The sequence below is a fragment of the Citrobacter sp. KTE30 genome (assembly GCF_000398825.1).
GTDB classification, from domain to species: domain Bacteria; phylum Pseudomonadota; class Gammaproteobacteria; order Enterobacterales; family Enterobacteriaceae; genus Citrobacter; species Citrobacter freundii.
This window is the reverse complement of record NZ_KB976055.1, coordinates 2,751,435-2,777,781: the sequence shown is the minus strand read 5'-3', so window position 1 is coordinate 2,777,781 and position 26,347 is coordinate 2,751,435. Positions and strand designations below refer to the sequence as shown.

The following is a 26,347-nucleotide window of genomic DNA, read 5'->3' as shown; positions in this document are numbered from 1 at the left end:
ATAAAAGAGGCCGGGCTTCGTACCGGATAGATACTTACTTAAAAATCGACAGTTGTTGTCGCTGAGGATTAACAAAAAATGGGGCAATTTTTTGCTTACGCGACGGTTTTCGCCGTAATGGGGGATAACCATGTCGCATAACGCTACTCCAAACACCTCTCGCGTGGAATTACGTAAAACGCTTACGCTGGTTCCGGTTGTCATGATGGGCCTTGCCTATATGCAGCCGATGACGCTGTTCGATACATTCGGTATCGTATCAGGAATGACCGATGGTCACGTCCCGACAGCTTACGCCTTTGCACTGATCGCCATCCTTTTTACCGCACTGAGCTACGGTAAACTGGTACGCCGCTATCCGTCTGCAGGCTCTGCCTACACTTACGCCCAGAAATCCATTAGCCCGACCGTTGGCTTTATGGTGGGGTGGTCATCACTGCTGGACTACCTGTTCGCCCCGATGATCAACATTCTGTTGGCGAAAATTTATTTTGAAGCGCTGGTGCCCTCGATTCCATCGTGGATGTTCGTGGTGGCGCTGGTGGCCTTTATGACCGCCTTCAACCTGCGCAGCCTCAAATCCGTTGCGAATTTCAACACCGTGATCGTGTTGTTGCAGGTGGTGCTGATTGCGGTGATCCTCGGCATGGTCGTTTATGGCGTGTTCGAAGGGGAAGGTGCCGGTACGCTGGCGAGCAGTCGCCCATTCTGGTCCGGTGATGCGCACGTGATCCCGATGATCACCGGTGCGACCATCCTGTGCTTCTCGTTCACCGGTTTTGACGGTATCAGCAACCTGTCAGAAGAAACCAAAGACGCTGAGCGCGTGATCCCGCGTGCGATTTTCCTGACTGCGCTGATTGGTGGCCTGATCTTTATCGTCTCCACCTATCTGCTGCAGTTGTACTTCCCGGATATTTCGCGCTTTAAGGATCCAGATGCTTCGCAGCCGGAAATCATGCTGTATGTTGCCGGTAAGTTCTTCCAGGTCGGCGCGCTGATTTTCTCTACCATTACCGTACTGGCGTCCGGTATGGCGGCGCATGCAGGCGTTGCGCGTCTGATGTACGTGATGGGTCGTGACGGCGTATTCCCGAAAAGCTTCTTCGGTTATGTACACCCGAAATGGCGTACTCCGTCCATGAACATCATTCTGGTTGGGGCGATTGCTCTGTTGGCAATCAACTTCGACCTGGTGATGGCGACGGCGCTGATTAACTTTGGTGCGCTGGTGGCATTTACCTTCGTTAACCTGTCGGTAATCTCCCAGTTCTGGATCCGTGAGAAGCGTAACAAGACGCTGAAAGATCACTTCCAGTACCTGTTCCTGCCAATGTGCGGTGCGCTGACCGTTGGCGCGCTGTGGGTGAACCTGGAAGAAAGCTCAATGGTCCTGGGCCTGATCTGGGCGGGTATCGGTCTGATCTACCTTGCTTGCGTGACCAAAAGCTTCCGCAACCCGGTCCCACAGTACGACGAAGATATCGCGTAATAACTGCATTTAGCTGAAAAAAAACGGAGACATGTTCTCCGTTTTTTTATACGTGGGATTTATACAATCTCTTCGGCATACTGCCAGAGTGATTTCAGCAGCATCAACTTTTCTTTGTTATCCGCATATTGCTGGCTCAATAGCTGCAATTCATTGGCATAATTTTGCAAAAACTCCGGTGTGAATACCTGGCGACGATGGTCCAGCCAGCGCTGCTGTTCAGCTTCGTCCAGCGTTCCCGGGAAGTTACGTGCACGGTAATTAAACAACAGTTTTTCAATGCGCTTATCGACAAAGGAGATATCCAGCGCCGGTAAATTGCGTGGTTCGGTTTCCAGAACGATTTTCATCGCCGCACGGTCAGCATCGCTGAAAAAGCCGTTGTACAGTTGGGCATCCACGTTATCTGATGGAGTAAAGGGTTCCGCATCGGCAAAGATCGCGACCACTTTGTCGCGTATCTGCGGGTTTTCGCGCAGAACTTTAAGATTATCCAGACAATGCTGGCGGTTAATGCCAAGACGGTCGGCGTCTTCCGGACGCAGGGTATTCGCCTGTGCCAGTACCGGGCATTTGTTGATGTGCACCAATTTAACCGGTACGGCCGGGTTATCACCCAGATCTGCTTTAGACGTGTAGAGCCGCTCGCGCAGGGCGTCGCTGTCGAGTTCGAGCAGCGGCGAAATATCACCAGCTAAGTCGACCATAATAACCGCGTTACGATTCTCCGGATGCCACGCCAATGGCGCCACCCAACTGGTGTTACCGCGCCATGCGCCGAACATACCAGAGACATGGACCAGCGGTTTCATTTGCGGGACATCAACCAGTGCGGCCAGCTTGTGCTTATTACGATGGCTGTAGAGATAATCAAACAGACGCGGCTGGCGCGACTTCACTAATTGCGCCATTGCGATCGTGGCGTATACGTCCGCCATCGCATCGTGAGCATTGGCATGCTCAATACCGTTGGCTTTAGTCAAATGCTCCAGGCGGAAGCTGGGTAAGCCGTCGTCGTTTTCCGGCCAGTTAATGCCTTCAGGGCGCAGGGCATAGCAGGCGCGCATCACATCCAGCAGATCCCAGCGCGAATTATCGTTCTGCCAACTCCAGGCATAGGGATCGTAGAAATTACGATACAGGATGTTGCGCGTCACCTCATCATCGAAGCGCACGTTGTTATAGCCCAGGATACAGGTTTTCGGCACGGTGAACAGGGCGTGGATGCGCGCGGCAAAAGCGGCTTCATTCTCTCCCTTTTCACGTGCTTCCTGCGGTGTGATACCCGTAATCAACACCGCCTCAGGCTGCGGCAGATAATCGTCCGCGGGTTTGCAATAAAAGACTTCTGGTTCACCGATGATGTTGAAATCATTATCTGTGCGGATAGCCGCAAATTGCGCGGGTCTGTCCAGCGCCGGATGGGTGCCAAAGGTCTCGTAATCGTGGAAGAGAAAACCAGGTTGCTGCTTGCCGTCATTCATTGTTCAGTTATGTCCGGGATCAATTTAGCGCTCGTCCAAGAATACCAAAAAATAGTGAGATAATCAGCTATGGTATTATCGAAGCTGGATTGTGTACGCAATAAAGTTGAGATAAACAGGACTTTTATAGAATTAATAAATAAATTCCGCACTGTTAAAATAAATTACGGAAATAAAATATCTTGGAGTTGCGGATTTGTAAACAATCTAATTGATAACCATTATTGTTATTTTCTTCTTCTTTTATTGTGTTCTGGAAACTTTAAAAGTCTTTTATAAACAAAGAGTTTTTATTTATGTCAATTGGCTGTCATGCATTGTAATGAAATGTGATTGATGTAAAAAATAAATATTCTAAACGCCATATAATCATTGGATATATCTAATAACAGGAGGTTATATGAGCATTAGTCGGCGTAATTTTTTGCGAGGAGTGGGTATAGGCTGTTCAGCCTGTGCGATAGGCAGTTTTCCGCCAGGCGCACTGGCGCGTAATTCTCCAGAGAGCATTAAGGGGAAAACATCCCTGACGCCAAGTTTGTGTGAAATGTGTTCTTATCGTTGCCCGATACAGGCACAGGTAATTAATAATAAAACGGTTTTTATTCAAGGGAACCCTAATGCGCCCCAGCAAGGGACACGTGTCTGCGCTCGTGGCGGCAGCGGCGTTAGCCTGGTCAACGACCCGCACCGTATTGTTAAACCCATGAAACGCACAGGACCTCGCGGGAGCGGAGAATGGCAGGTTATTAGCTGGGAACAAGCGTATAAAGAAATTGCCGAAAAAATGACGGCAATCAAAACGCAGCATGGTCCTCAGGGCGTCGTGTTTTCTTCTAAATCCGGTTCGCTTTCAGGGCATTTATTTCAACTGGCGACGGCTTTCGGATCGCCAAACACCTTTACGCACGCGTCGACATGCCCGGCCGGAAAATCGATTGCCGCCAAAGTGATGATGGGCGGCGATTTGGCCATGGATATCGCCAATACCCGTTATATGGTCTCTTTTGGTCACAACCTTTATGAAGGAATTGAGGTTGCCGAAACGCATGAACTGATGATGGCGCAGGAAAAGGGCGCAAAAATGGTCAGCTTCGACCCTCGTCTGTCCGTCTTCTCCAGCAAGGCGGATGAATGGCATGCGCTCAAACCGGGCGGCGACTTGCCGGTGTTGATGGCCATGTGTCACGTCATGATCAATGAAAAATTGTATGACGCGGACTTCGTTGCGCGCTACTCCACAGGGTTTGACCAACTGGCAGAAGCAGTACAAGAGACCACGCCGGAATGGGCGCAAAAGCAAGCTGATGTGCCTGCTGATGTCATTGTTCGGGTCACCCGAGAAATGGCCGCCTGCGCGCCTCATGCTATCGTCAGCCCGGGCCATCGTGCGACGTTCTCGCAAGAAGAAATTGATATGCGGCGCATGATTTTTACCCTCAATGTGCTGCTTGGCAATATTGAGCGTGAAGGCGGTTTATACCAGAAAAAAGCGGCGGCAACTTATAATAAGCTGGCCGGAGAGAAGGTCGCTCCGGTGCTGGCAAAACCCGATGTCAAATTACCCAAGCCAACGGCGCAGCGTATCGATCTGGTAGCCCCGCAGTTTAAGTACATCGCGGCGGGCGGTGGTGTGGTGCAAAGCATCATTGATGCTGTGTTAAACCAGACGCCTTATCCGGTGAAGGGATGGATTATGTCCCGACACAACCCTTTCCAAACCGTTACCTGCCGACCGGATCTGGTCAAAACCGTTGAACAGCTCGACCTTGTGGTCAGTTGTGATGTTTATCTAAGCGAAAGCGCAGCGTATGCCGACTACCTTTTGCCTGAATGTACTTACCTTGAGCGCGATGAAGAAGTTTCAGACATGTCGGGTCTGAACCCAGCCTATGCCCTGCGCCAGCAGGTAGTAGAACCTATTGGTGATGCGCGTCCAAGCTGGCAAATCTGGAAAGAGTTGGCCGTGCAGTTAGGCCTTGGGCAATTCTACCCATGGCAGGATATGCAAACGCGTCAGTTATACCAGCTTAATGGCGATCATGCGCTGTCTGCTGAACTGCGTGAGAAAGGGTATCGGGAGTGGGGTGTTCCGTTACTGCTGCGTGAACCTGAAGCGGTGCGTCAGTTTGTGGAACGCTATCCGGGTGCGGTGGCGGTTGACAGCGACGGTACCTATGGCGAGCAACTGCGCTTTAAATCCCCTTCAGGAAAAATAGAGCTTTATTCTGAAGAGCTGGAGACGCTCCTGCCTGGCTACGGTATTCCGCGCGCGCGCAATTTTGCGCTCAAAGGCGATAGTGAGCTCTATTTTATCCAGGGAAAAGTGGCGGTTCATACCAACGGTGCGACGCAATACGTGCCACTGCTTAGCGAGTTGATGTGGGACAACGCGGTGTGGATCCACCCGCAAACGGCCCGTGAAAAAGGCATCAAAAGCGGCGATGACATCTGGCTGGAAAATGCGACCGGCAAGGAAAAAGGCAAAGCGCTGGTCACCGCCGGAATTCGGCCCGATACGCTGTTTGTTTATATGGGGTTTGGCGCCAAGGCGGGAGCCAAAACCGCGGCGACAACGCACGGTATCCATTGCGGTAATTTGCTTCCGCATGTCACCAGTCCGGTTTCCGGTACAGTGGTGCACACCGCTGGCGTTACGCTTCGTCGGGCATGAGAAAGGAGAACATCATGAATCAAGCAACAAACCCTTATGTCATGCTGCATGACGAGAAACGCTGTATCGGCTGTCAGGCATGTACGGTTGCCTGCAAAGTTTTGAATGACGTGCCAGAGGGATTTAGCCGTCTACAGGTGCAGATCCGTTCACCCGAACATGAACCCGAGGTGCTATCCCACTTCCAGTTTGTTCGCGTTTCCTGTCAGCATTGTGAAGATGCGCCGTGTGTCAGCGTTTGTCCGACCGGTGCGTCATTTCGCGACGAAAATGGCATTGTGCAAGTGGATAAGTCTCGCTGTATTGGCTGTGACTATTGCGTTGCCGCTTGTCCGTTCCACGTTCGTTATCTCAATCCGCAAACGGGAATTGCCGACAAATGTAACTTCTGTGCAGATACCCGACTGGAGACTGGACAATCGCCCGCCTGCGTTTCCGTTTGCCCGACGGATGCGCTGAAATTTGGTCGTCGTGACGACCCGGAAATTCAGCACTGGATAAATCAAAAAGAGGTTTATCGCCAGCAGGATACGCGTAGCGGCCCGGTGAGTGTTTATCGGCGTAAAGAGATCCATCAGGAGGGTAAAGCATGAATTCTATCTGGGGAGCAGAGCTTAACTATGCGCCGGACTACTGGCCGCTGTGGCTCATTTATGCAGGCGTTGTTATTGTGCTGATGATTGCGGGCCTGGTTATACACGCGCTGTTACGTCGGATGTTGTCACCCAAAACAGCTACTGGAGAAGAACATCGGGATTACCTCTATTCGTTGGCAGTTCGCCGCTGGCACTGGGGTAATGCGCTGCTTTTTATCCTGCTTCTGCTGAGTGGCCTGTTTGGGCACTTCTCTGTCGGACCGGTGGCATTGATGGTGCAGGTACATACCTGGTGCGGTTTCGCCCTGTTGGCCTTCTGGGTTGGTTTTGTGCTAATCAACGCAACCAGCGGCAACGGTTGTCATTATCGGGTGAAGTTTAACGGGTTGATATCACGCTGCTTGTTGCAAACGCGCTTTTATCTGTATGGCATCATGAAAGGTGAGCCGCACCCGTTTGCAGCAACGGCAGAGAGTAAATTCAACCCGCTACAACAGTTGGCTTATCTGGCCATCATGTATGCGCTGGTTCCGCTGTTGATCATTACCGGGTTGTTATGTCTCTACCCGCAGGTAATAGGGGCAGGGCCTGTGATGCTGGTGCTGCATATGGTGTTGGCGATTGTCGGCTTACTGTTCATCTGTGCACATATTTACCTGTGCACGCTGGGTGACACACCGGGGCAAATTTTCCGCAGCATGATAGATGGCTATCATCGTCATCGCAGCCATCACTCAGAGACAGCACCGCGCAAAGGCTAATGCCCGCCGCGGTTGATATCTGAAAACCTTTCCTTACAGCAAGAAAATGTGCCTTATGTCACATTTTCTTGCAATTTATCCATGTTTGTTCGCCAGAACTTCCGTAAAAAGAACGGCTATTTTTCCATTTCCTGAGGACATGCTGTTGAAACGCCGTTTGTTTATTGCCGCTTCACTCTTTGCGATGAGTTTTTCGCCCGCGTACGCGACCGAGGTCGTAAGCTTTTCCCCACTGCCACCTGCGATTAATGCCGGAGCGTGGGTATTAATGGATTACACCACGGGCCAAATCCTGACAGCCGGAAATGAACACCAGCAGCGCAACCCTGCCAGCCTGACCAAGCTGATGACTGGTTATGTTGTCGATCGCGCAATCGACAGCAAGCGTATTAGTCCGACAGATATTGTCACCGTTGGGCGCGACGCCTGGGCGAAAGATAATCCGGTATTCGTCGGTTCATCCTTAATGTTCCTGAAAGAAGGGGATCGCGTTTCTGTGCGCGACCTGAGTCGCGGGTTAATTGTTGATTCCGGTAATGATGCCTGTGTGGCGCTGGCGGATTACATCGCCGGAGGGCAGCCACAGTTTGTCGCGATGATGAACAACTATGTGCAAAAGCTGAACCTGCGTGACACGCATTTTGAAACGGTACATGGTCTGGATGCGCCAGGTCAGCATAGCTCAGCTTACGATCTGGCCGTGCTGTCGCGAGCTATCATCCATGGAGAGCCGGATTTCTACCATATGTACAGTGAAAAAAGCCTTACCTGGAACGGAATCACGCAGCAAAACCGTAACGGTTTGTTGTGGGATAAAACCATGAACGTCGACGGTCTGAAGACTGGGCATACCTCCGGCGCTGGATTCAACCTGATTGCTTCTGCTGTTGATGGGCAGCGCCGCCTGATTGCGGTTGTGATGGGGGCGGAGAGTGCGAAAGGACGTGAAGACCAGGCGAGAAAATTGCTGCAATGGGGACAAAAGAACTTCGATACCGTGCAGGTTTTACGTAGCGGTAAGCAGGTCGGTATTGAACGGATCTGGTATGGCGATAAAGAAAAAATTAGCCTTGGCACAGAGCAGGATTTCTGGATGGCCCTGCCTAAAGCCGAAGTCGCGAATATCAAGGCAAAATATGTTCTTGATAAGAAAGAACTGGTCGCCCCCATCGCTGCCCATCAACGTGTGGGGGAAATTGAACTCTACGATCGGGATAAACTGGTGGCGCACTGGCCTCTGGTTACGCTGGAGTCTGTCAACGAAGGTGGCGTCTTCTCGCGTCTGAGCGATTACTTCCGCCATAAGGCGTAGTTTTTCCTGATGTGCCTGACTGGCAAGAGTGCGAATCTGCTCACATAATAATCACTGATTCCTTGTGGCCGTCATACCTAAAAATTACACTGTATATAAATACAGTGTAATAACGGAGGTTATATGGAGTACGAGATAAAGCAGGTCGAGAAACGCATAATTGCCGGTTTCCATATGGTTGGACCGTGGGAACAAACGGTAAAGCAAGGTTTCGAACAGTTAATGATGTGGGTCGACGGTAAGCAGATCGTACCGCTGGAATGGATAGCCGTTTATTACGACAATCCTGACGTTGTTCCGGCGGAAAAACTGCGTTGTGATACCGTGGTGTCTGTGCCTGAAGGTTTTGAGATCCCGGAAAACAGTGAAGGGGTGATCCAGACCGAGCTGGCAGGTGGCGACTATGCTATAGCCGTTGCGCGCGTTGAAAATCATGACTTCGCGACGCCGTGGTATCAGTTTTTTGAGCGCCTGATGCAGGATTCGACGTATGCGATAGCCGCTAAACCCTGTTTTGAAGTTTATCTGAACAACGGCATGGAGGACGGTTACTGGGACATTGAAATGTACGTGCCGGTACAGTTGAAGTAACTGTTTTTGGTGCAAATCAGGATGAATGTCCTGGTCATCAGGATGATGTTTTCACCGTAAAAACAGGTACAATTCGCTTTTTTGCTATTCCCTGACGGAGTGCATGAGTGCGTGCAGATAAGTCGCTGAGTCCTTTTGAAATTCGTTTGTATCGTCATTATCGTGTGGTGCATGGCATTCGCATTGCGCTGGCGTTTCTTCTTACTTTTCTGTTGGTACGCCTGTTAAACATTCCCGAAGGTACATGGCCTCTGATCACGCTAGTGGTGATTATGGGGCCAATTTCTTTTTGGGGTAACGTTGTTCCCAGAGCGTTTGAGCGTATAGGCGGAACGATCCTGGGCTCGGTGCTTGGATTGATTGCCCTGCGTCTGGAACTCTTTTCGCTTCCGCTAATGCTGATCTGGTGCGCGGTGGCGATGTTTCTCTGTGGCTGGTTGGCATTGGGTAAAAGGCCGTATCAGGCGCTGCTGATTGGCATTACGCTTGCCGTGGTCGTGGGGGCGCCTGCCGGAGATATGAATACCGCGTTATGGCGCGGTGGCGATGTTATTTTGGGTTCGTTACTGGCGATGTTGTTTACCGGCATCTGGCCGCAGCGGGCATTTATACACTGGCGTATCCAATTGGCACATTGTGTGACGGGATATAATCGGGTGTATCAGGCCGCGCTATCCCCTAATTTGCTTGAGCAACCGCGGCTTGAGAAGCATTTACAGCAGCTCTTAAGCGACGTTGTCAAAATGCGCGGGCTCATCGTTCCCGCCAGTAAAGAAACCCGTATTCAAAAATCCATTTTTGAGGCTATTCAAACGGTTAACCGCAATCTGGTCTGCATGCTTGAGCTGCAAATTAATGCACTTTGGGCCAGCCGCACCAGCCACTTTGTCATGCTGAATGCGCAAACTTTGCGTGAAACTCAGCTCAGGACGCAGCAGGCGCTACTGACCATAACCCACGCCTTGTACGAAGGGAATCCGCAGCCGGTGCTTGCCAATACGGAAAAGCTCAATGACACCGTGGCGGAGTTACGTCAGCTCATTGCTGAGCATAAAGGCGATTATGTCGCAGAAACGCCCATTCACGGCTACGTTTGGTTGAACATGGAAATGGCGCGACAGCTGGAGTTGCTCTCACATTTAATCTGTCGCGCGCTGCGCAAATAAAGAGCAGATGAGGCGATAGGTTCTACTGCTGCTTCGATTCAGCAAAGATTAGAGGTATGATACTGAAAAAGGCTAAAACCATTGGTAACTGCAATGGCTTTACCCTCGATAATTCAGGTTTCAACCATGCATTGTCGATGCAGATGCAACTTGAAGTATGGCGGGCATGAAAGTAATGTTGACCCACTTTAGCCGTTGTTTTAACGAATCCGAATCTCACATTATCAGGGGTGTAAAAATGGAAACTACCAAGCCTTCTTTCCAGGACGTGCTGGAATTTGTTCGTCTGTTCCGTCGTAAAAACAAACTGCAACGTGAAATTCAGGACGTTGAGAAAAAGATCCGTGACAACCAGAAACGCGTTCTGCTGTTGGACAACCTGAGCGACTACATCAAGCCTGGAATGAGCGTGGAAGCGATTCAGGGCATTATCGCCAGCATGAAAAGCGATTATGAAGATCGTGTTGATGATTACATCATCAAAAACGCTGAGATCTCTAAAGAGCGCCGCGACATCTCTAAAAAGCTGAAAGCGATGGGCGAAGTGAAAAACGCCGATGCGAAAGCTGAGTAACGATTTTATGCTCGTTTGGGTCGCTGCTTAGCGGCGGCCCTTATTGCAGTTCGACCCCGCCAGTTACCATCCGCAACAAATGTTGTTCCGGCCAGTGCAATGTTAATTTTTTCTGTGTCAGCATCCATTTTATGTAGTCCACATCATGACGCCTTCTGTCGAGCATCAGACCGACGACGCTGCCGCTGTGCGCGACGTTGACGCCATATAAATCACATTCTTCTACCAGTGCTAATAGTGAATCAAAATCTGGTTTAGGTAACAGCAACTGGCTGGCGATCGCGCTCAGCGTGGCGGCTTCGCCCATCCGATAAGGGTTTTGACTGATACAGGCTTCCTGTAACTTTTCCCATGCGCGTTTCAGAGCTGGGGAGCCCGCCAGTAGCCCTGACTGACGTGGAGTACGGTGATAATCAGCAGTAAGCAAGGTTTCCGGACTTTCGAGAACCAGCAGATCGAGTTGAGGCTGGGATTCACAGGCAATTTGCGTGGAGGCGTCGTTATGATCGAACAGCGTAAGCTGGCGGAAAACGGTGCTGTCGGTAGGTTCCAGCGAAACGCAAAGCTGCGCCAGAGTGGATTCGTCTAGCTGATGCCCCAGATACTGTGCCGTGGCGATTGCCGTGGCGGCGATATCCGCTGTGCTGCTGGCCATCCCTTTAGCGACAGGAATGGTTGACTGGACATCTATTCGGATATCCTGACTCATGTGTGCCGGGTATTGCCAGTGCAGCAATAACCTCTCAACCATTGCCCGCGAAAGTGGACGTTCATCTGTCAGCGGTGAACCTGAAGTGACCTCAACGGTGCTATACCATTCAACCGGGCAGGAGACCAATTTCTCACTGCCCAGAATCCAGCCCTGGATAAGTTCTCCGCACGATGCGGGACATTGCGCAACAGCCACGTCTTCACCTATGTGATCAGCAATCCTCGGCGCATAGTGTCATGGCGATCGCGCTATTACCATGATTTGCCGCAATTTGCGGTGCGGCAGTATTATGCAGGAATGCCCAATGTCACAGTTTCAGATATCGCTAAACGCAAAACGTCTTGCGCAATCATTAGCTCTTCATTGGTATTAATCACTGCTACTTTGACCATCGCATTTTCCGTTTGAATGAAGGTGGCATTACGCTGATTTTTTTCCTCATCAACGGCCAGACCCAGGAAATTCAGGTTACGGCAAATCGCAGCGCGCGCCCGTGCGGAGTTTTCGCCAATACCACCGGTAAACACCAGGGCATCCAGACCGCCCATCTGCATAATATAGCTACCAATGGTGGCACGAATGCGCTCAGCAAAAAGCGTCAACGCCAGCGCAGCCTGGTGATTGCCCGTATCTGCGGCATGTTCAACGTCGCGGTAGTCAGGTGAGATGCCAGAAACACCGAGCAATCCGGACTCATTGTTGAGCAATTGGTTGAGCTGCTGGGGTGTTTTGCCTTCTCGCAGGGCTATCCAGGGCAAAATGGATGGATCAATATCGCCACTTCGCGTGCCCATCATCACGCCAGACTGTGGTGTAAAGCCCATTGACGTATTCACCGATTGTCCGCCTTTGATCGCGCAGATGCTGCTGCCGTTGCCCAGATGACAACAAACAACGCGCAGGGCGCTGAGTGGCACACCCAGTTTTTCAGCAAGCTGTGAGCTAACGTATTTGTGGCTGGTACCATGAAAACCGTAACGACGAATACCCAACTCGACATAGTAACGCCAGGGCAGGGGATAGATGAAAGAAGGCTCATCAAGCGTTTGATGAAACGCGGTGTCGAACACCGCAACGGCTGGCGTTTTGGGCAATAGCTGGCGGAATACCGCGATCCCCAACGCATTTACCGGGTTATGCAGAGGAGCCAGTTCCGCGAGGCGCTCGATTTCTGCCAGCGTTTCATCAGTTACCAGGGCGGAGTCTTTAAAGGATTCCCCGCCGTGTGCGACGCGGTGGCCCACGCCGTCGATCTCTTCCAGACTGCTGATAATGTGGTGGTTGAGCAGTTTTTCCAGAAGCAACGTTACGGCTTCACGGTGATCGGCTACGGGCAAAGTCTCCTGCCATTTCTGCGCTGGTGTTTTTAGGGTGACCTGTGCATCAGACAAACCGATACGTTCTATCAACCCCTGGCAGATCATTTCACCCTGCGGCATCGCCAGTAGTTGAAACTTAAGCGAGGAACTACCTGCATTAATGGCCATTATTTTGTGAGACATGAAGGTTCCTTTGCATTCAGAAAAATGAACATCTCATCGACCCCGGTATTCTCCAGCGCGCTGGTGACAAATACTTTTTGCGCGCCAGCCTGAACTAACCAGCTCTCCACAAGAGAAATACGCTGCGGGTTGGCTAAATCGGCTTTGGTAACGAGGCCAATAACGGGTCGGTTCATTGGTCCGGTAAAACCGGGAGAAAATGGTGACCACGGCGCGTCAGCATTGAGTACCAGCGCAATAATGTCCGCTTCACAGGCGCTGGCCAGTAGCGCACTGTACAGGCAGCGGTTCTCAAGATATTCACCCGGTGTGTCTATTGTCGTAGGAGACCAGACTATGGCCTGGGTCTTCTGATAGTGAAGCACCTCTCCGCGCATGCACTGCGTGAGCGACGTTTTACCGCACTGGCTGGGGCCAATTAGCATGATACGTTTCATGAGATTACGTCCGGGTGATGGGACACGCGGTAAAACGCATCATTTCGCCCAGCGTTCGGGTTACCTGTTTCAGCGCGTACTCAACGGCTGAAACATCGCCCGTCAGTACCACCGCGCCGGTAAACCGGTCGAGAAAACCAATCTCTACCGCCCCTGATTTCGTGGCGATATCACAGGCGATGATTGAGGCTTCGCTAGGGGTAATGGTCAGAATACCGATCGCAGAAACCGAATCTGGTAATCCCAGTTTCTTGAACAAATCCTTACCCGGATTAGCGATAAGATGCGCTAATGTGACCTGTTTGCCAGGTACATATTCCTGAATCATTCGATCCGTGGTGGGTTGCCTTTCCATTATCCCTCCACCATCTGTCGCCACATGCTTTCATGCGGGCGAGGAATGACCGAGCGGTAAACCAGCAGGCCTTTTTCACCCGCACTTTCACTGGCAACCGTCACCGCGTTATTCACATCGGATACATCGCCGGCAACGACCATGTAGCACTTGCCGCCAATACCAAATGCCATATGGACGCGTACCAGCGTGACGTTGGAGGCTTTAACAGCCCGGTCGGCGGCGCAGATGCAGGCAGCAACGCTCCATGTTTCGACAATACCAACTGCCTGACGCCTATCTACGCTGTTTAGTCCGCTGATTGCGGGGAGTACGCTGGCATGAATGTTGGGGAGTACCAGACTATCAACGAGCATATCGCCAGCAAGAGATGTTCCAGTGGCAATCGCCTGTTGTACGGCACCTACGTCACCACCGAGCATGAGTAGAAATTTTCCCGGGCAGATGGTCTTGCTGACCAGTAAATTCACATTCGCGCTTTTTAACATGGCATCGCCAGCTTCCATTCCTTTGGCAATGCTGGTGAGTTCTAAAATCCCTATAGCCTGAGACATGATTAACCTCTTATTACCGTGATGGATTGCTCAGTGATCTCGCTGACAATACCGTCAATACTGGCGTGAACAGGCGCGCCTAATGCACCGGACGGCACATCGGCAACGCATTGACCGCGAACAACGCGTTCGCCTTGTTCTACACATGGGATAGCGCTGGCACCTATATGCTGGCGTAACAACAGCGTCGTTTTGTCTGTGGAGTAGTCAGTCTCAGCCAGTGGCGCATCGTGATACCAGTCGCTAAGGCCCAGTTTGGTAATAAGGCGCTTAACCGGGATCAGCCGGTACTTCGCCATTTCATCCTCAGGATTTAGCGGCCCTTCATAACGATGGTTGAGCGCCCGCAGCTCGCGTTTAAGCATGCGGTTGATTCGCATCGGCGAAATCCCAACCGGACAGGCAACGCTTTCACACACATTGCATTCTGAGCAGGTCAGGGCCGTGAGCAGTAGCTGCGGCGTGGCCGCCTGCTGATAATTAACCGCACGAACCAGCAGATGCGGGGATAATTCATGACCGATCAAATGCCTTGGGCACAAATCCGTACACAAACGGCACTGCTCGCAAACGGTTTTTGCAACAGAAAGCACAGTGCGTTCATCCTGCATCCGCCGCTGAATCAACGCATGAGACTTAGGCAAAACCAGCAGGCCCCCGGTGGTCTTGCTGACTGGGGTATCCAGTGAAGTAATCAGGCCGCCCATCATCGGACCACCGTTAATAAAGCCGGGATCGTCAACGGTTGCACCCCCGGCCAGCGCCAGAACGTCACGTAAAGACATGCCGACAGGGACTGTGAGTGTGATGGGACTGGCGACTGCGCCGTTAACGGTCAAGGTACGACGCGTAACGGGGTACTGCTGCTCAACTGCTCTCGCGATGTTGAGCACGGTCTGGACGTTATTGACCACTACGCCGACGCTGACCGGCAGCGCGGCAGGCGGAACTCTCCGGCCTGTTGCCATCCAGATGGTCAGAACCTCGTCACCTGCCGGGTAGACATCGGGCAAAATATGTAAGCGGATCCCGGCAGGCAGAAGGGGCGTTAATGCATTGATAGCCTGTTGGTATTTCTCTTTGAGCGCAATAATTCCGGAACTGGCTCCGGTAGCCGTCATGGCATATTGAACGCCGTGGATAAGTCGCTCAGCCTGGACGGCCATCAACTGCTGGTCAACTTTCAACATTGGCTCACATTCAGCCGCATTGACCAGAAAAGTATCGACCTGCGCCTGTAATTTTACGTGAGCAGGAAAGCCTGCGCCTCCGGCTCCGACAACGCCCGCTGCGCGAACGCGTTCGCGAATTGTCTGCGCATCATAGAGCGTGGACTCTGCCGTCATGGCTGTCTTCATAATAATTCCTCAAGCAGTTCCTGCATGGCACTGGCGTCGGCAACACGAGGATTGGTTTGCAGCGTGACATCAGCCAGCGCGGCCTGAACCATCACCGGGATACGTTGCGACCAGGCTTGCTTTCCGTCTTTAAGTGCGTCAACTAAAGAAGGCAACGCACACTGTTTTTTGAGTAGCTCGATATGATGAATGAGCGCATTCAATGCCGCTGTATCGTTCGCGTTATCCGGGCATAAATGGCAGGCTTTAGCGAAACGGGCATAGCGCTTCGCAGCCCGCGGATCGCGAGCATTAAAATGAATGACATGGGTCAGCAGCAGCGCATTGGCAAGTCCGTGTGGCAGATGAAACTGACCGCCCAACTGATGGGCAATCGCATGATTGATCCCCAGTCCAGCCTGACTAAATGCCATTCCCGCGAGCGTTGACGCATTGTGCATTTTCCCTCTGGTTGCCAGGCATTCGCCTTTGCTGACGGCGACAGGCAGATACTGGAAGACGATTTGAGCCGCTTTTTCAGCCAGTGCATCGGTGAAGTCGCTGGCCTTCGTGGACACGTATGCCTCCAACGCATGCGTTAACACGTCCATGCCGGTATTCGCGGTTATGGCTGGCGGTACGCTGACGACCAGCGTTGGATCAAGGATGGCCATGTCTGGATAAAGCGCATTATTAAACAATGGATATTTAATGCCTTTATCCGGATCGCTAATCACGCAGGCGCTGGTTACCTCGGAGCCCGTACCGCTGGTAGTGGGAATTGCGACACAGGTTTCAATTTCAATACCGAACTGTCGGCTGAACCAGACGATGGCTTTTGCGGCGTCCAATGCTGAGCCGCCACCAAAACCCATCACGACGTCCGGCCGCAGGGACTGCATTTGTGCAATCCCTTGAACTACAGTGCCGATGGTGGGATCGGGGGTGATATCGCTGAAAATGCTGATGCGGTTATCCGCTGGCAGAGCGTTGCGCAGCTTTTCAATCAGGGGAGAACGCGCGAGAAAACCATCGCAAATAATCCAGATATGCTTATTCGTGAAGCGCTTGAGCACATCCAGACTTCCCTGGCCGCTGTACAATCGAGTTTGCAGTGAAAAGCTATTCATAACGGCCCCATTAACGAATAGAAAAACCGTTTGTCAGCACGCAACGACGAGAGCGTGCGAAAGTGCGCGCAGATGTTGTTCCTTCACCGGTTGGCGTCGCAATAGTGAAGGTTGTAAAGCCTTCACCACCAACGCCGATCCCGGCGTAAGAGGGGCCATTTTTCACAAAGATGGAGGTCTGAAGCGTGCGCGCGGCAAGGTTCAAACGTGACACATTTTGCGAATGCATAATGGCCGTGTGATGCAATCCCTCTTCAACCTTCAGGGCCAACGTTAATGCACTATCAAAATCGCTCACCGTTACGACGGGGAGCATTGGCATCAGTTGCTCGCTGGTAACCCACGGGTCGTCCGCCTGGACGATGCCTATCAGTAATCGAGGTGCTTTTGCCGGAACTGGTATTCCTGCTGCTTCCAGTAAGGTTGCCGGGCTTTTACCTACCAGTTTTTTATTGGCTATGCCTTCTGGTAGACAGACGGCTCGCAGTTTGTCTACCTCTTCTCTATTGAGAAGCATCGCACCAAAAGACTGCATCTGTTGAACCAGTCGTTCGGCAACGGCATCAACAACAATCAGGCTCTTCTCAGCAATGCAGGGGAGGTTGTAATCAAAGGATGCGCCATTGATGATATCTTCCGCCGCCTTAACCAGGTCGGCCGTTTCATCAACAATGCAGGGGGGATTTCCTGCGCCTGCGCCGATGACTTTTTTCCCGCTTTTCATGCCCATAGCAACAATGCCTGGGCCACCGGTAATCGCCAGAACTGCGATTTTAGGGTGCGCCATCATCTGCCGGGTAGCCTCAAAAGTGGGTTCTGTGACCGTGACGACAAGATTACGAATTCCGCAGCAACGGAAAGCGATATCTTCAATCATGGCAATCAGCTTGAGTGAAACCTTTTTAGCACCCGGATGCGGACTGAAATAAACGCTATTCCCTGCCGCCAGCATGCTGATGCTGTTGTTAATAATGGTCTCTGTCGGATTAGTACTGGGGGCGACAGAACCAATCACGCCAAACGGTGAATACTCGAATAACACCATGCCGCCATCGCCGGTTAGCGCCGTGGTGGTGAGATCTTCGATACCCGGAGTGTTGTCCAGCGCGGCTTTATTTTTAAGGAACTTATCCTCTTTGTTGCCCATACCCGTTTCGGCAGCGCTCTCAGCGGCCAGTGAAGCAAGATGAGGCGTCAGTTCTTCGCGTAGGGCGTTTATGATGGCGCTGCGGGTTTTCAATGGACATTGCTGGTAACGCAGAAAAGCCTGATGAGCGGTATCGATCGCTTCGCCAACGGACGGAAAAATACCGTTACCCTTAACTTCTGCTTTTGCCGGGGCGAGTTGCTCACTCAAAATGTTACGAATAAGGGTTTCAAGTTCTGAAGTATTCATTGATGTGTTCTCACGTTAATCGCCGCAATGGCCGTTTCTGCAATGTCCATATCCTGTTCAACGCTTCCTCCGCTGATGCCAAGACCCCCGAGGAGTAAACCCTCACGCCACAATGCGTACCCGCCACCGAAGGTGACGACTTTTCCCTGCATATGGCTTTCCAGACCGTAAAGCGCTGCGCCTGGTTGTACTACTGATGTCAGCTCATGAGTGGCGGTTTTCATCGCCACGGCAGTCCAGGCTTTTTTCGGTGCCAGTTCGCTACTCACGAGTAATGCGTCAGGCATGCGCCAGGCCACCGTTTGGGTCCCGTTCGCATCAACAATGCTAATGACGACCGGAACCTGAAGTTCTTCTGCTCTCGTCACCGCAGCGCGAGTGAGTTGGTGGAGCTCCTGAAAAGACAGAGACATAGTCGGCTCCTTTGTGGCTGGTGGTTGAACGGCAGCGAGATAGCGCTCAGCCACTTTCTCAATGATTTCGTTTTGATGGGCGTCATGATCTTCTGCTCGTGCAAGCGCATATAAGCAGTCGGACAGGCGGTTGATATAACGCATCAGCACGTGTCTGACGGAGATCTCGGTGGACAGCTCGACCAGTCGTCTCTCTGCGCGGCGTGCCAGAGTTCGGGCAAAGTGCAGTCGGCTGGCGGCTTCGCTGCGGCCTGGTAAAATAAAGCTGCGCAGGGGCGGTACTCTTCCCATTGCGATATCGATGGCACCTTCCAGTGCCGCAATTTCTTCTGAGCTGATGTAGCGCTGCTCTGGCGTCGGTTCTTCGCTTTCGCTTGCCAGTTCGGCGCTGAACCAAAAAAGCTGCAGCTGGATATTTTCAAGTAACTGCCGGTGCTGAGGGTTTTTCGCCGCGCAAACGCACAGGCTAAGCGCCGCATTCAGTTCGTCCAGCGTACCGTAGGCTTCCACGCGCGGATGCGTTTTGCTCACGCGCTGTCCGGTAAATAGGGCTGTTGTTCCGGCATCACCTGTGCGGGTATAAATCGCCATAGTTCCTCCTAACGAGAAAGCGTGTCGACAATGCCGACGATAGCCAGATCAATGGCCTCATTAGGGCCGGAGAAAACGTGTCTGGCGCTGGACCCGCTGCTGAGTAATACCAGTTCGCCGGTCCCCGCGCCGACAGAATCAACAGCGACTTCATCTCCACTCACTGGAGACGCAGGAAGCTCTCCGTCAGCACTTACCCGACGTACCAGCAACAGTTTTTTTCCCACCAGTGATGGAGATTTTTGCGTGGAAACCACAACGCCTGTAACCCGTGCCAGATGCATAGCTCACTCCTGCTTAATTAGTTGGACATTTCGCAGACTGACAGCTTCCTGAGCCAGAGCCGTCACGACACATCGACGGCGTAGCACCAGTACGCCATCCCTCAATTGGGCGACGTCGGCATAGCTGAGAAGCTTCTCAGGATGCAAAAAGATGATTCGCCCCAGTTCGTCACTGAATTCCAGCGGCAGACGCGCTAGTTTTTTCACGGGGATTGCGGGTAACAATCGGTGTTGTAGTGAAATCTTCACGCGGACTCCGCATGCCAGCACGTCGTGAATCGTTACCACCGACATGTTGACTGGGCAGCCTTCGGCAATTTGCTCCAGTAATGGCAGGTCCACTTGCTGGAGATGGAGCGACGAGTACTGGCAGCATACTGTCCGTGAATCGATTTCCCGTAACTGCGCGACGCTAAGAGTGAGCGTGCTTTCCGCGCGTTTTTTTAATCGGGAAACAACCTCCTCGATAATGCGTTGCAGCAGTTCGTTGTTCATCGTGAGGTCACCAGTGTGGCGAATGCCTGGGGATTATCAGCGCCTGCAGCATTGGCTTCGTCTGTATCGATATGCATTTCGAGGCGCATATCCGGCGAAACGCGTACGGCGACGTTATCGAAAATCAGTCGACGTTCATCGCCATTAATGGCGACCGAGACTTTATCACCATGGGAAACTCGCAGAATCAGAGCATCGAGCGGCGACATATGGATATGCCGTTGGGCAACGATCACCCCGGATGCTAAGTCCAGTTCAGCAAATGGGCTGACAAGACGAACACCGGGTGTGCCCTGAATATTGCCCGACATCCGCAGCGGAGCAGCAATTCCCAACGTGCGGGCGTCGGTACGGGAAATTTCGACCTGGCTGGTATTGCGCAGCGGGCCGAGTAAACGCACATTTTTTAACTGACCTTTTGGCCCCACCAGCGTGACAGTCTGCTCTGCTGCATATTGCCCTGGCTGCAGCAGCTCTTTTTTCTCACTAATTGGGTGATTGGGAAACAAGCGACAGTAATCTTCAGCGCACAGATGAATATGCCGATTAGAGATCCCCAGCGGAATCGGGCGCTCGCGCATTTCATCCAGAACCTTAGCGACAGTGGTTTCCAATTGCTGTTTATCCATCACGCTTCACCTCGTTTGCCGGAGTGAAGACAAAGTGTGCGCGGCTCACCTTTTTGGCGAGGGCAGGCAGGATCAAGACACAAATTGCAGCTAATCAATTCTGCATCTTGCGGTGCTTCGGGTGCCGCATGGTCTACAAATATCTCTTCATGCGGTATGGCTGGTATGGGTTCGGGCGTTGGTTCAGGCTCCAGGACAACGCTATGCGACAGGATCCCGTCCCCGGGTCTGGAAATGACTTTGTGAGCCACCAGTCCATCTCGCTGGTCAGCGAAACTGACACCGGTGGAAATGGCCGCCTGGACGGAGGCCACATCCCCGATTATCTTGATCACCGTCCAGCCTGAGCCGTTGGTTTTTTCGAGGCCCACCAGCGTGATGGAGGCGGCTTTCGCCATGACGTCCGCGCAACTGATGGCTAATGCCAGACCACTAACTTCAAGTAATCCCAGTGATTGCTTCACGCTGTGCTCCTTGGTTGCAACGACTTATGCGGATTTAGGTAAAATGGCTTCAACGTCGCTGTGCGGACGCGGGATAACGTGGCAGGATTTCACCTCGCCAACGGCGCTTGCGGCTGCGCTTCCAGCATCTACGGCTGCTTTCACCGCGCCGACATCACCGCGAACCATAACGGTGATGAGGCCAGAGCCGATTTTTTCGTAACCAACCAACTGCACGTTTGCGGATTTCACCATGGCATCAGCGGCTTCAATAGCGCCGACAAGCCCTTTTGTTTCAACCAGTCCCAGTGCGTTATTCATACTGCTTTTCTCCTGTGGGTTATGAGTGGCATTCCCGGAACGGAATGCCTTTAACCAGCCGCGCAGCGTTGTTACCAATGCTGCGGCGATCGTGGCTATTTTGTTGATACGTCAGCGTAAAAAGCGGTGCTGATGAGGGTAAGTTTTTGTAGTGAACGACCAGTTTTTCACGGCTACAGCCAATACCAACCAGCAATGGTGATTGGCAGGCAGCCAACCATGCGTTGTGGATAACGTCAGTTGAGTCATTCTCCTGAATCACAAAGGGGATCCCTTCTTCTTCAATACCCAGCAGTACGTCATTCCAGACGTCAGCGCAGTCAGCACTGGTGAAGATAACGATGGCTGGCGTGGTGAGATTACTTTCCATGAGCGAATGCCTTATGCCAGGAGAGAATCAGCCCTGTCGCAACCGCATTGCGCGGACCTTCGGTACCACGAATATTGCCGCGCCCGGCAACCAGTCGATAATGCGCCAGAGCATCGGTGACCAGCTGCGGAACTTCAAAATCCAGGGATGAGCCGCCAACCAGTACCACAAAGGGAATATCCCGAATGTTCCCGGTCGGACTCACCTGACGTAGCGCTCTGAGTGCGTTAGTAACGAAAACGCGTTCCTTAGCACTTCGACGAATGGCTCGTACTTTCTCCAGCGCCAGTTCACCCGGCAGTGGCACCAGTTCATCGGGCTTCACTACGCACACGCGCGCAAAAACCGTTGGCGGGAGAGGCGTAGGGAAGAACTGAACGCTGCCGTCTTCGTGGCGAAGATGGAACAAGCTCTCAACTTTCGCCAACGGATACTTTTTAATCTCTTCCGCGAGATAACGGTCATCCAGACCCAGTTCACGGGCAATGATCATCGTGACCATATCGCCTGCACCCGCCAGGTGCGTGGCAATAATTTCGCCCTTAGGATTGATGATAGAAGCGTCGGTTGAACCCGCGCCGAGGTCCAGAATAGCCAGTGGTCGCGTGGTGCCCGGAGTAGTTAAGGCCCCCAGAATGGCAGCTTCGGCTTCGGCCCCGCCAACCTGAACGTCAATGTTGAGCTTTTGCGTGATCTCCTGGGCAATCATCGCCATTTGCAGGCGGTCTGATTTCACCATGGAGGCTATGCCGACAGCTTGTTCCAGCGAGAACTCACCGGCAAGTCCACCCGTCACGCTGACAGGAACCGAGGTATCGACCGCCAGCAGATCCTGAATAAAAATTTCATGACTGGGTTTATTGGTTAATTCAGCCATCGTCTGGCGCACATGCTCCAGCATGCCGCCAATATTGGTGCCAGCTTCTCCGGTAACGTTATCCAGTTTTGGGCATTCACCAACCGCTTTCATAATCGCTTCGGCGCCCGCTGCAACGTCGACCCGTACTGTACGACCCTGAGACTGTAGCTCCAGATTTCCGGCAGGAATCGCTCGCGCTTTCACATCCCCTGACGGCGTTTTCACCACCACGGCTGAACGGTTGCCGATCAGCGCCCGTGCCATCGGAACAATGTTTTTAGTCTCATCGGCATTGAGGCCAAAGACGGTTGCAATACCATAGGGGTTAGAAAGCGTTTCAATGACCTTTCCTGGTACGGCGACCTCAATGGCAGCCAGCATCCCCAACGGGATACGGTCAATATGAAGGACTTCATCGACGATGGGCAGGGGATGAGTCAGACGATTACTGACCAACACACCATCGTCCTGCTGCAAAATAACGCCAGTCAACTGGTATCCGGCACCGACGGAAGCATTAATCATCGTAGCAACATCGGCGAAATCAAATGCCGATGACACCACCAGAATATAGGGCGTATCCGCCGGGCGACTGAGAAGGTCTTCCGGCGTAATAGTGACACCCACGCCTAACCCGACGCCGCCCGGTGTTTTAGGGTTATGGCCGATCATGGTGGATTCAGTGATGATGGTTTCGGTTATTGTTTCCATCGCCACGTCGCCAATGACCGGGGTGGCTTCGTTAATACGGATGAGCGAAATATCGCTGACATTGATACCGGCGTTTTTTGCCGCCAGCGTAAGGGCCTCCTGAATGCCAAACACATTACGTAATGTGCCCTTAATTCCGGTGGTTTCTGCCAGCGCGCTGCCGGTGATGCTCAGCACGCCAGACTCATCCAGAGTAGCCAGAGCGACTTCCGTTGATGAGTTGCCTATGTCAATGCCAGCTATATATCGCATGATCCTGTCCCTGAGTTAGTCGTCGCCTTTGAGTTTTTTACGCTCAACGTACAGCGCTGCCGCTTCACGAACGAAAGCTGCACAGATTTTTGCCTGATAACGATTTTCGAGATCGTCGGCGATAGCCATCAGCTCATCTTTTGTTGAGCGGTACGGGCGCAGCGCGTTGTAGATCTCAAGAATGCGATCGTCAGGAACAGCGGTTAGCTCGGCAGCGCGCTCAAAGTTCATCGCCAGCCTGTCACGTCCGGCATCTTTGGCGATTTCCGCCTGGAGGCGCAGTGTTTCAGGAGTGATGCGCATGTCCTGCGCGGTCACTTTGTTGCTCAGAACATTTTCAAGCGTGAAGTCGTCCAGCGTTTTGTTGGTCGCAGTTTTTACCCACTCAGGATGTTTATTCGCGAGAGGGTAATCCGTGACTTTCGCGGTATGTGCTGATGAACTTGCCGCGGACGGAGTCGCGGACTCGCCTTGCAGGCTGTTCATCCGGCTCAACACATCCCGAACCATCGATTCAATTGCGTCGGTATTCATGGAGGTATCCTTTATCAAAGCGCCACGCGCAGTTCCTGCGGGTTTTTGCCTGTCACAACGTATTTGGTCTCTTTAATGTGCAGAATGGCTGATTTCGCCTGGTACTTAGGACGAGCCATCTGGTCATTCAGCGTAGGGACCGGTTGCGGAGATTCACGCTTGGCATAACGCGCGGCGTTTTTACCGATCTGACGATAGGTTTCTAGCGTCAGAAGCGGTGCCTGAGGGAACAACTCCAGGTTTGAAAGCGGCGGTAACCCCTGCTGGTGGATAACCGTCGTGCCTTTTGACTGGATACCGATAGAGATCCCGGAACCGCTCAGACGGTTACCCTCAACGGCAACAAACGCCACATCGGAGGATTTAAAGCAGCGGATAACGCGCGCTTTTATGCCTTCTTCTTCAATACCGGCAATCACTTCGCGCAAGATATTCTTATGCGGGATCCCAACAATATTGACGGTTTGTGACAGGCCAAACGCCGGCCCTACGGCAATAATCACTTCGTCCTGTTGCTGGCCTTGTTTGGCTTCACCAATCTCGGTCAGAAAGCTGTCGCCCTGTGCCGTAGTAGCCTGAGGTGCGCTTGCCGCTGTAGATGCACGGAAAGAGACGGGTTTGTCGCTGGTCTGCATTTCAGACAACACATCTTCAATTATCTGGCGCAGCAGTTTTTCATTAATTTCCATTTTTCACCCCTTAGCCAAGCTCGTTGGGATCAAGTGCGCCAGGGATGTTTTTGATCTCTTCCCAGCGTTCGCCTTGCAGGCGATAACCTGTTGCCGGACCGGCATAGTCGTTAACATCATTGACAGCGGATAGCACCTGTCCGTCGCCAACGATAATGGCGGAGGTATGCAGGTAATCCCCGGTTAACTTGGCTTTCTGGATGTTGAGCATGTCCTGAGCGACATCGGTAAATCCGCCCTGAGCAAGGGCTTTCACCACTTCCAGACCGTTACGGTTTTTGTTGATGATCTCTTGTGCAAACTTGATATCTTCAACGATGTTACGTTCCGGCATATCTTTCGAACCGTGGGCGTAGGTCGCCGCTTCCACTTCTTCATCAGTGATTGGCGGTAATCCCATCCCGGCAAAGACGGCCTGCAGCGCACGCGCCGCTTTGTTACGAATGGCGATAACGTCTTCTTCACGAACCGGGCGCAGACCACCGTCTACTTTCAGGTCACGCTGGAGAACGTTGTAGTCGTCAAAATCTTCAGCATCCTCGTTCGAACCCGCAAACATGTTGTCGTAGTTCGGCACTGCGGAATAACCAGAAGAAATGAAATCAGTACCCGGCAGGAACTGCATCAGCAGACGCGCAGTACGACGCATATCCGAGTGGGTAAAGGTTTGGTCGTTGCTGGAGGCGCATTCCAGATCCAGAGAGGAGCAGATCAGGTTTTCAGCCAGCACTGCACGAATTCCTGACGGCACGGCGGAAGGGACTCCGATACAGCTTACGGAACCGTTTTGCAGACCCTGTACGCCAGCAGCTTTGGTGATGTAAATACAGCGGGCTTCCAGATAAAGCATCGATTTGCCTTCGGCGTAACCCATCTGAACTTCTGAACCAGAGCCGGAGGTAAAGCGCATTTTCAGACCACGGGATGCGTAGGATGAGGCGAGGAAGCCTTTAGACCATGGCGTGTCATCGCCGTCGGTAAAGACGGGTTCAGTACCATAGACGGAGATGGTTTCAGCGTAGCAGGTGTGGCCTAGCATCCCGAGTTTGAGTTCGGTTGCTTCTTCCAGAGAACACTGAGTTAACACGCCCGGGCGTCCAACCTGTGAGCCGACTAACAGCGCAATGGCGTTAAATGGCGCATAACGCGCAACGGCAACGGTCGTTTCCTGTTCGTCAAATCCACGCCATGCGCCTTCAGCGGCATCAGCGGCAATTTGCACGGGGTTATCTTTGACATTAGTGACGTGCGCTTGTTGAGATGGTGTACGACGAGCACGCATTTTCTGCATGGCCATCATCATCTCAACGACGTTCATATGGGACACGACTTCGACAATTTTTGCCGGCGTCATTGCGGTGGTCAGCGGCACAATGTCTTTGCGCTTCACGTTAGGATCGCAAAGCATATTGGCCAGTTTGACCGAATCCATCGCCATGACTTCTTCAGCGCGCGCCAGGTTAATGCCATAGCGGGCAATAAAATGGTCGATTAAGTCAAATTCACTAGCGGATTTACCGTCCAGTTCAGTGACTGTACCGTTGACGATTTTAATCGACGGTTTGGGGTCGTTCGGGCTTTCCATCGCAATGAAGCCTTCTTCGATCCACTCCTTAACGAAGCCATCCTGATTCACAGGGCGCTTCGCCAGTGCTTCAAATCTTTTCGATCTCATGAATCAGC

General features: G+C 52.3%; 29 protein-coding genes. 9 read left to right on the top strand and 20 right to left on the bottom strand.

The annotated features are described in order from the left end of the window. Positions 1-78: 78 nt before the first annotated feature. Both yoeI and plaP read left to right on the top strand, forming a co-directional pair. Entirely contained in the window at positions 79-141 is a 63-nt protein-coding gene (yoeI, locus tag WC1_RS25130; protein WP_099045591.1) for a membrane protein YoeI, read from the top strand. Next, positions 131-1,492 (top strand): putrescine/proton symporter PlaP, encoded by a 1,362-nt coding sequence (gene plaP, locus WC1_RS09660; protein ID WP_003030167.1) that lies wholly within the window; start codon positions 131-133, stop codon positions 1,490-1,492. Before yoeI ends, plaP begins: the two co-directional genes overlap by 11 nt. 59 nt (positions 1,493-1,551) lie before the next feature. On the opposite strand, the gene sbcB is transcribed toward plaP, so the two are convergent. Then, on the bottom strand, positions 1,552-2,976 hold the full coding sequence (gene sbcB, locus WC1_RS09665; RefSeq protein ID WP_003838973.1) for an exodeoxyribonuclease I: 1,425 nt from the start codon (positions 2,974-2,976) through the stop codon (positions 1,552-1,554). A gap of 400 nt (positions 2,977-3,376) precedes the next feature. Between sbcB and phsA the strand changes: the two genes are divergently transcribed. The 7 genes from phsA (at position 3,377) to WC1_RS09700 (ending at position 10,650) form a co-directional block, all read left to right on the top strand. Beyond that, the gene (phsA, locus tag WC1_RS09670; RefSeq protein ID WP_016150585.1) at positions 3,377-5,650 is read left to right on the top strand and encodes a thiosulfate reductase PhsA; all 2,274 of its coding nucleotides are present in this window, start codon (positions 3,377-3,379) and stop codon (positions 5,648-5,650) included. Between the two features lie 14 nt (positions 5,651-5,664). Further along, on the top strand, positions 5,665-6,243 hold the full coding sequence (gene phsB, locus WC1_RS09675) for a thiosulfate reductase electron transport protein PhsB (RefSeq protein ID WP_003838976.1): 579 nt from the start codon (positions 5,665-5,667) through the stop codon (positions 6,241-6,243). Next, positions 6,240-7,007, top strand: a complete 768-nt coding sequence (gene phsC, locus WC1_RS09680) for a thiosulfate reductase cytochrome B subunit (protein ID WP_016150584.1) — start codon at positions 6,240-6,242, stop codon at positions 7,005-7,007. The genes phsB and phsC overlap by 4 nt, the downstream gene beginning before the upstream one ends. A 139-nt stretch (positions 7,008-7,146) precedes the next feature. Then, a complete protein-coding gene (gene dacD / locus WC1_RS09685; protein ID WP_032948010.1) occupies positions 7,147-8,319 on the top strand; it encodes a serine-type D-Ala-D-Ala carboxypeptidase DacD in 1,173 nt (390 codons plus the stop codon). 123 nt (positions 8,320-8,442) lie between these two features. Beyond that, the gene (sbmC, locus tag WC1_RS09690) at positions 8,443-8,910 is read left to right on the top strand and encodes a DNA gyrase inhibitor SbmC (protein WP_003838984.1); all 468 of its coding nucleotides are present in this window, start codon (positions 8,443-8,445) and stop codon (positions 8,908-8,910) included. A 107-nt stretch (positions 8,911-9,017) separates the two neighbouring features. Further along, positions 9,018-10,076 (top strand): FUSC family protein, encoded by a 1,059-nt coding sequence (locus WC1_RS09695; protein WP_003030186.1) that lies wholly within the window; start codon positions 9,018-9,020, stop codon positions 10,074-10,076. Between the two features lie 238 nt (positions 10,077-10,314). Continuing rightward, entirely contained in the window at positions 10,315-10,650 is a 336-nt protein-coding gene (locus WC1_RS09700) for a DUF496 family protein (protein WP_003030187.1), read from the top strand. Between the two features lie 40 nt (positions 10,651-10,690). Here WC1_RS09700 and WC1_RS09705 read toward each other — a convergent pair whose 3' ends face one another. The 19 genes from WC1_RS09705 to pduC form a co-directional block, all read right to left on the bottom strand. After that, positions 10,691-11,557: a GHMP family kinase ATP-binding protein gene (locus tag WC1_RS09705; RefSeq protein ID WP_016150582.1), complete on the bottom strand. Its 867-nt coding sequence runs from the start codon at positions 11,555-11,557 to the stop codon at positions 10,691-10,693. Positions 11,558-11,649: 92 nt separating this feature from the next. Next, positions 11,650-12,864 carry an acetate/propionate family kinase gene (locus tag WC1_RS09710; RefSeq protein WP_016150581.1) on the bottom strand — a complete coding sequence of 405 codons (1,215 nt, stop codon included), beginning with the start codon at positions 12,862-12,864 and terminating at the stop codon, positions 11,650-11,652. Beyond that, on the bottom strand, positions 12,849-13,301 hold the full coding sequence (pduV, locus tag WC1_RS09715; RefSeq protein ID WP_003030195.1) for a propanediol utilization protein PduV: 453 nt from the start codon (positions 13,299-13,301) through the stop codon (positions 12,849-12,851). Before pduV ends, WC1_RS09710 begins: the two co-directional genes overlap by 16 nt. A 4-nt stretch (positions 13,302-13,305) precedes the next feature. Next, entirely contained in the window at positions 13,306-13,656 is a 351-nt protein-coding gene (gene pduU / locus WC1_RS09720) for a propanediol utilization microcompartment protein PduU (RefSeq protein WP_003030198.1), read from the bottom strand. Beyond that, positions 13,656-14,210: a propanediol utilization microcompartment protein PduT gene (pduT, locus tag WC1_RS09725; protein ID WP_016150580.1), complete on the bottom strand. Its 555-nt coding sequence runs from the start codon at positions 14,208-14,210 to the stop codon at positions 13,656-13,658. The genes pduU and pduT overlap by 1 nt, the downstream gene beginning before the upstream one ends. A 2-nt stretch (positions 14,211-14,212) precedes the next feature. After that, complete coding sequence (gene pduS / locus WC1_RS09730; RefSeq protein WP_016150579.1) at positions 14,213-15,568, bottom strand: cobalamin reductase PduS; 1,356 nt, start codon at positions 15,566-15,568, stop codon at positions 14,213-14,215. Continuing rightward, positions 15,565-16,677: a 1-propanol dehydrogenase PduQ gene (locus WC1_RS09735; protein WP_016150578.1), complete on the bottom strand. Its 1,113-nt coding sequence runs from the start codon at positions 16,675-16,677 to the stop codon at positions 15,565-15,567. Before WC1_RS09735 ends, pduS begins: the two co-directional genes overlap by 4 nt. 10 nt (positions 16,678-16,687) lie before the next feature. Continuing rightward, positions 16,688-18,073, bottom strand: coding sequence for a CoA-acylating propionaldehyde dehydrogenase PduP (gene pduP, locus WC1_RS09740; protein ID WP_016150577.1), 1,386 nt, complete (start codon positions 18,071-18,073; stop codon positions 16,688-16,690). Beyond that, positions 18,070-19,077 carry a two-domain cob(I)yrinic acid a,c-diamide adenosyltransferase PduO gene (gene pduO, locus WC1_RS09745; protein WP_016150576.1) on the bottom strand — a complete coding sequence of 336 codons (1,008 nt, stop codon included), beginning with the start codon at positions 19,075-19,077 and terminating at the stop codon, positions 18,070-18,072. The genes pduP and pduO overlap by 4 nt, the downstream gene beginning before the upstream one ends. Before the next feature lie 8 nt (positions 19,078-19,085). Further along, positions 19,086-19,361, bottom strand: a complete 276-nt coding sequence (locus WC1_RS09750) for a EutN/CcmL family microcompartment protein (protein WP_003030211.1) — start codon at positions 19,359-19,361, stop codon at positions 19,086-19,088. A 3-nt stretch (positions 19,362-19,364) separates the two neighbouring features. Further along, positions 19,365-19,856 (bottom strand): microcompartment protein PduM, encoded by a 492-nt coding sequence (gene pduM / locus WC1_RS09755; RefSeq protein WP_003844248.1) that lies wholly within the window; start codon positions 19,854-19,856, stop codon positions 19,365-19,367. Continuing rightward, complete coding sequence (locus WC1_RS09760; protein WP_016150575.1) at positions 19,853-20,485, bottom strand: phosphate propanoyltransferase; 633 nt, start codon at positions 20,483-20,485, stop codon at positions 19,853-19,855. The genes pduM and WC1_RS09760 overlap by 4 nt, the downstream gene beginning before the upstream one ends. Beyond that, positions 20,485-20,949: a BMC domain-containing protein gene (locus WC1_RS09765; RefSeq protein WP_016150574.1), complete on the bottom strand. Its 465-nt coding sequence runs from the start codon at positions 20,947-20,949 to the stop codon at positions 20,485-20,487. Before WC1_RS09765 ends, WC1_RS09760 begins: the two co-directional genes overlap by 1 nt. Before the next feature lie 24 nt (positions 20,950-20,973). After that, complete coding sequence (gene pduJ, locus WC1_RS09770) at positions 20,974-21,249, bottom strand: propanediol utilization microcompartment protein PduJ (RefSeq protein ID WP_001057752.1); 276 nt, start codon at positions 21,247-21,249, stop codon at positions 20,974-20,976. Between the two features lie 19 nt (positions 21,250-21,268). Continuing rightward, positions 21,269-21,619, bottom strand: coding sequence for a glycerol dehydratase reactivase beta/small subunit family protein (locus tag WC1_RS09775; protein WP_003844243.1), 351 nt, complete (start codon positions 21,617-21,619; stop codon positions 21,269-21,271). Beyond that, entirely contained in the window at positions 21,609-23,441 is a 1,833-nt protein-coding gene (locus tag WC1_RS09780) for a diol dehydratase reactivase subunit alpha (protein ID WP_016150573.1), read from the bottom strand. The genes WC1_RS09775 and WC1_RS09780 overlap by 11 nt, the downstream gene beginning before the upstream one ends. Positions 23,442-23,456: 15 nt before the next feature. Then, entirely contained in the window at positions 23,457-23,975 is a 519-nt protein-coding gene (gene pduE / locus WC1_RS09785; RefSeq protein ID WP_016150572.1) for a propanediol dehydratase small subunit PduE, read from the bottom strand. A gap of 14 nt (positions 23,976-23,989) precedes the next feature. Continuing rightward, the gene (pduD, locus tag WC1_RS09790; RefSeq protein WP_016150571.1) at positions 23,990-24,664 is read right to left on the bottom strand and encodes a propanediol dehydratase medium subunit PduD; all 675 of its coding nucleotides are present in this window, start codon (positions 24,662-24,664) and stop codon (positions 23,990-23,992) included. A 10-nt stretch (positions 24,665-24,674) separates the two neighbouring features. Further along, positions 24,675-26,339: a propanediol dehydratase large subunit PduC gene (gene pduC, locus WC1_RS09795; RefSeq protein WP_003030249.1), complete on the bottom strand. Its 1,665-nt coding sequence runs from the start codon at positions 26,337-26,339 to the stop codon at positions 24,675-24,677. Positions 26,340-26,347: the final 8 nt, after the last annotated feature.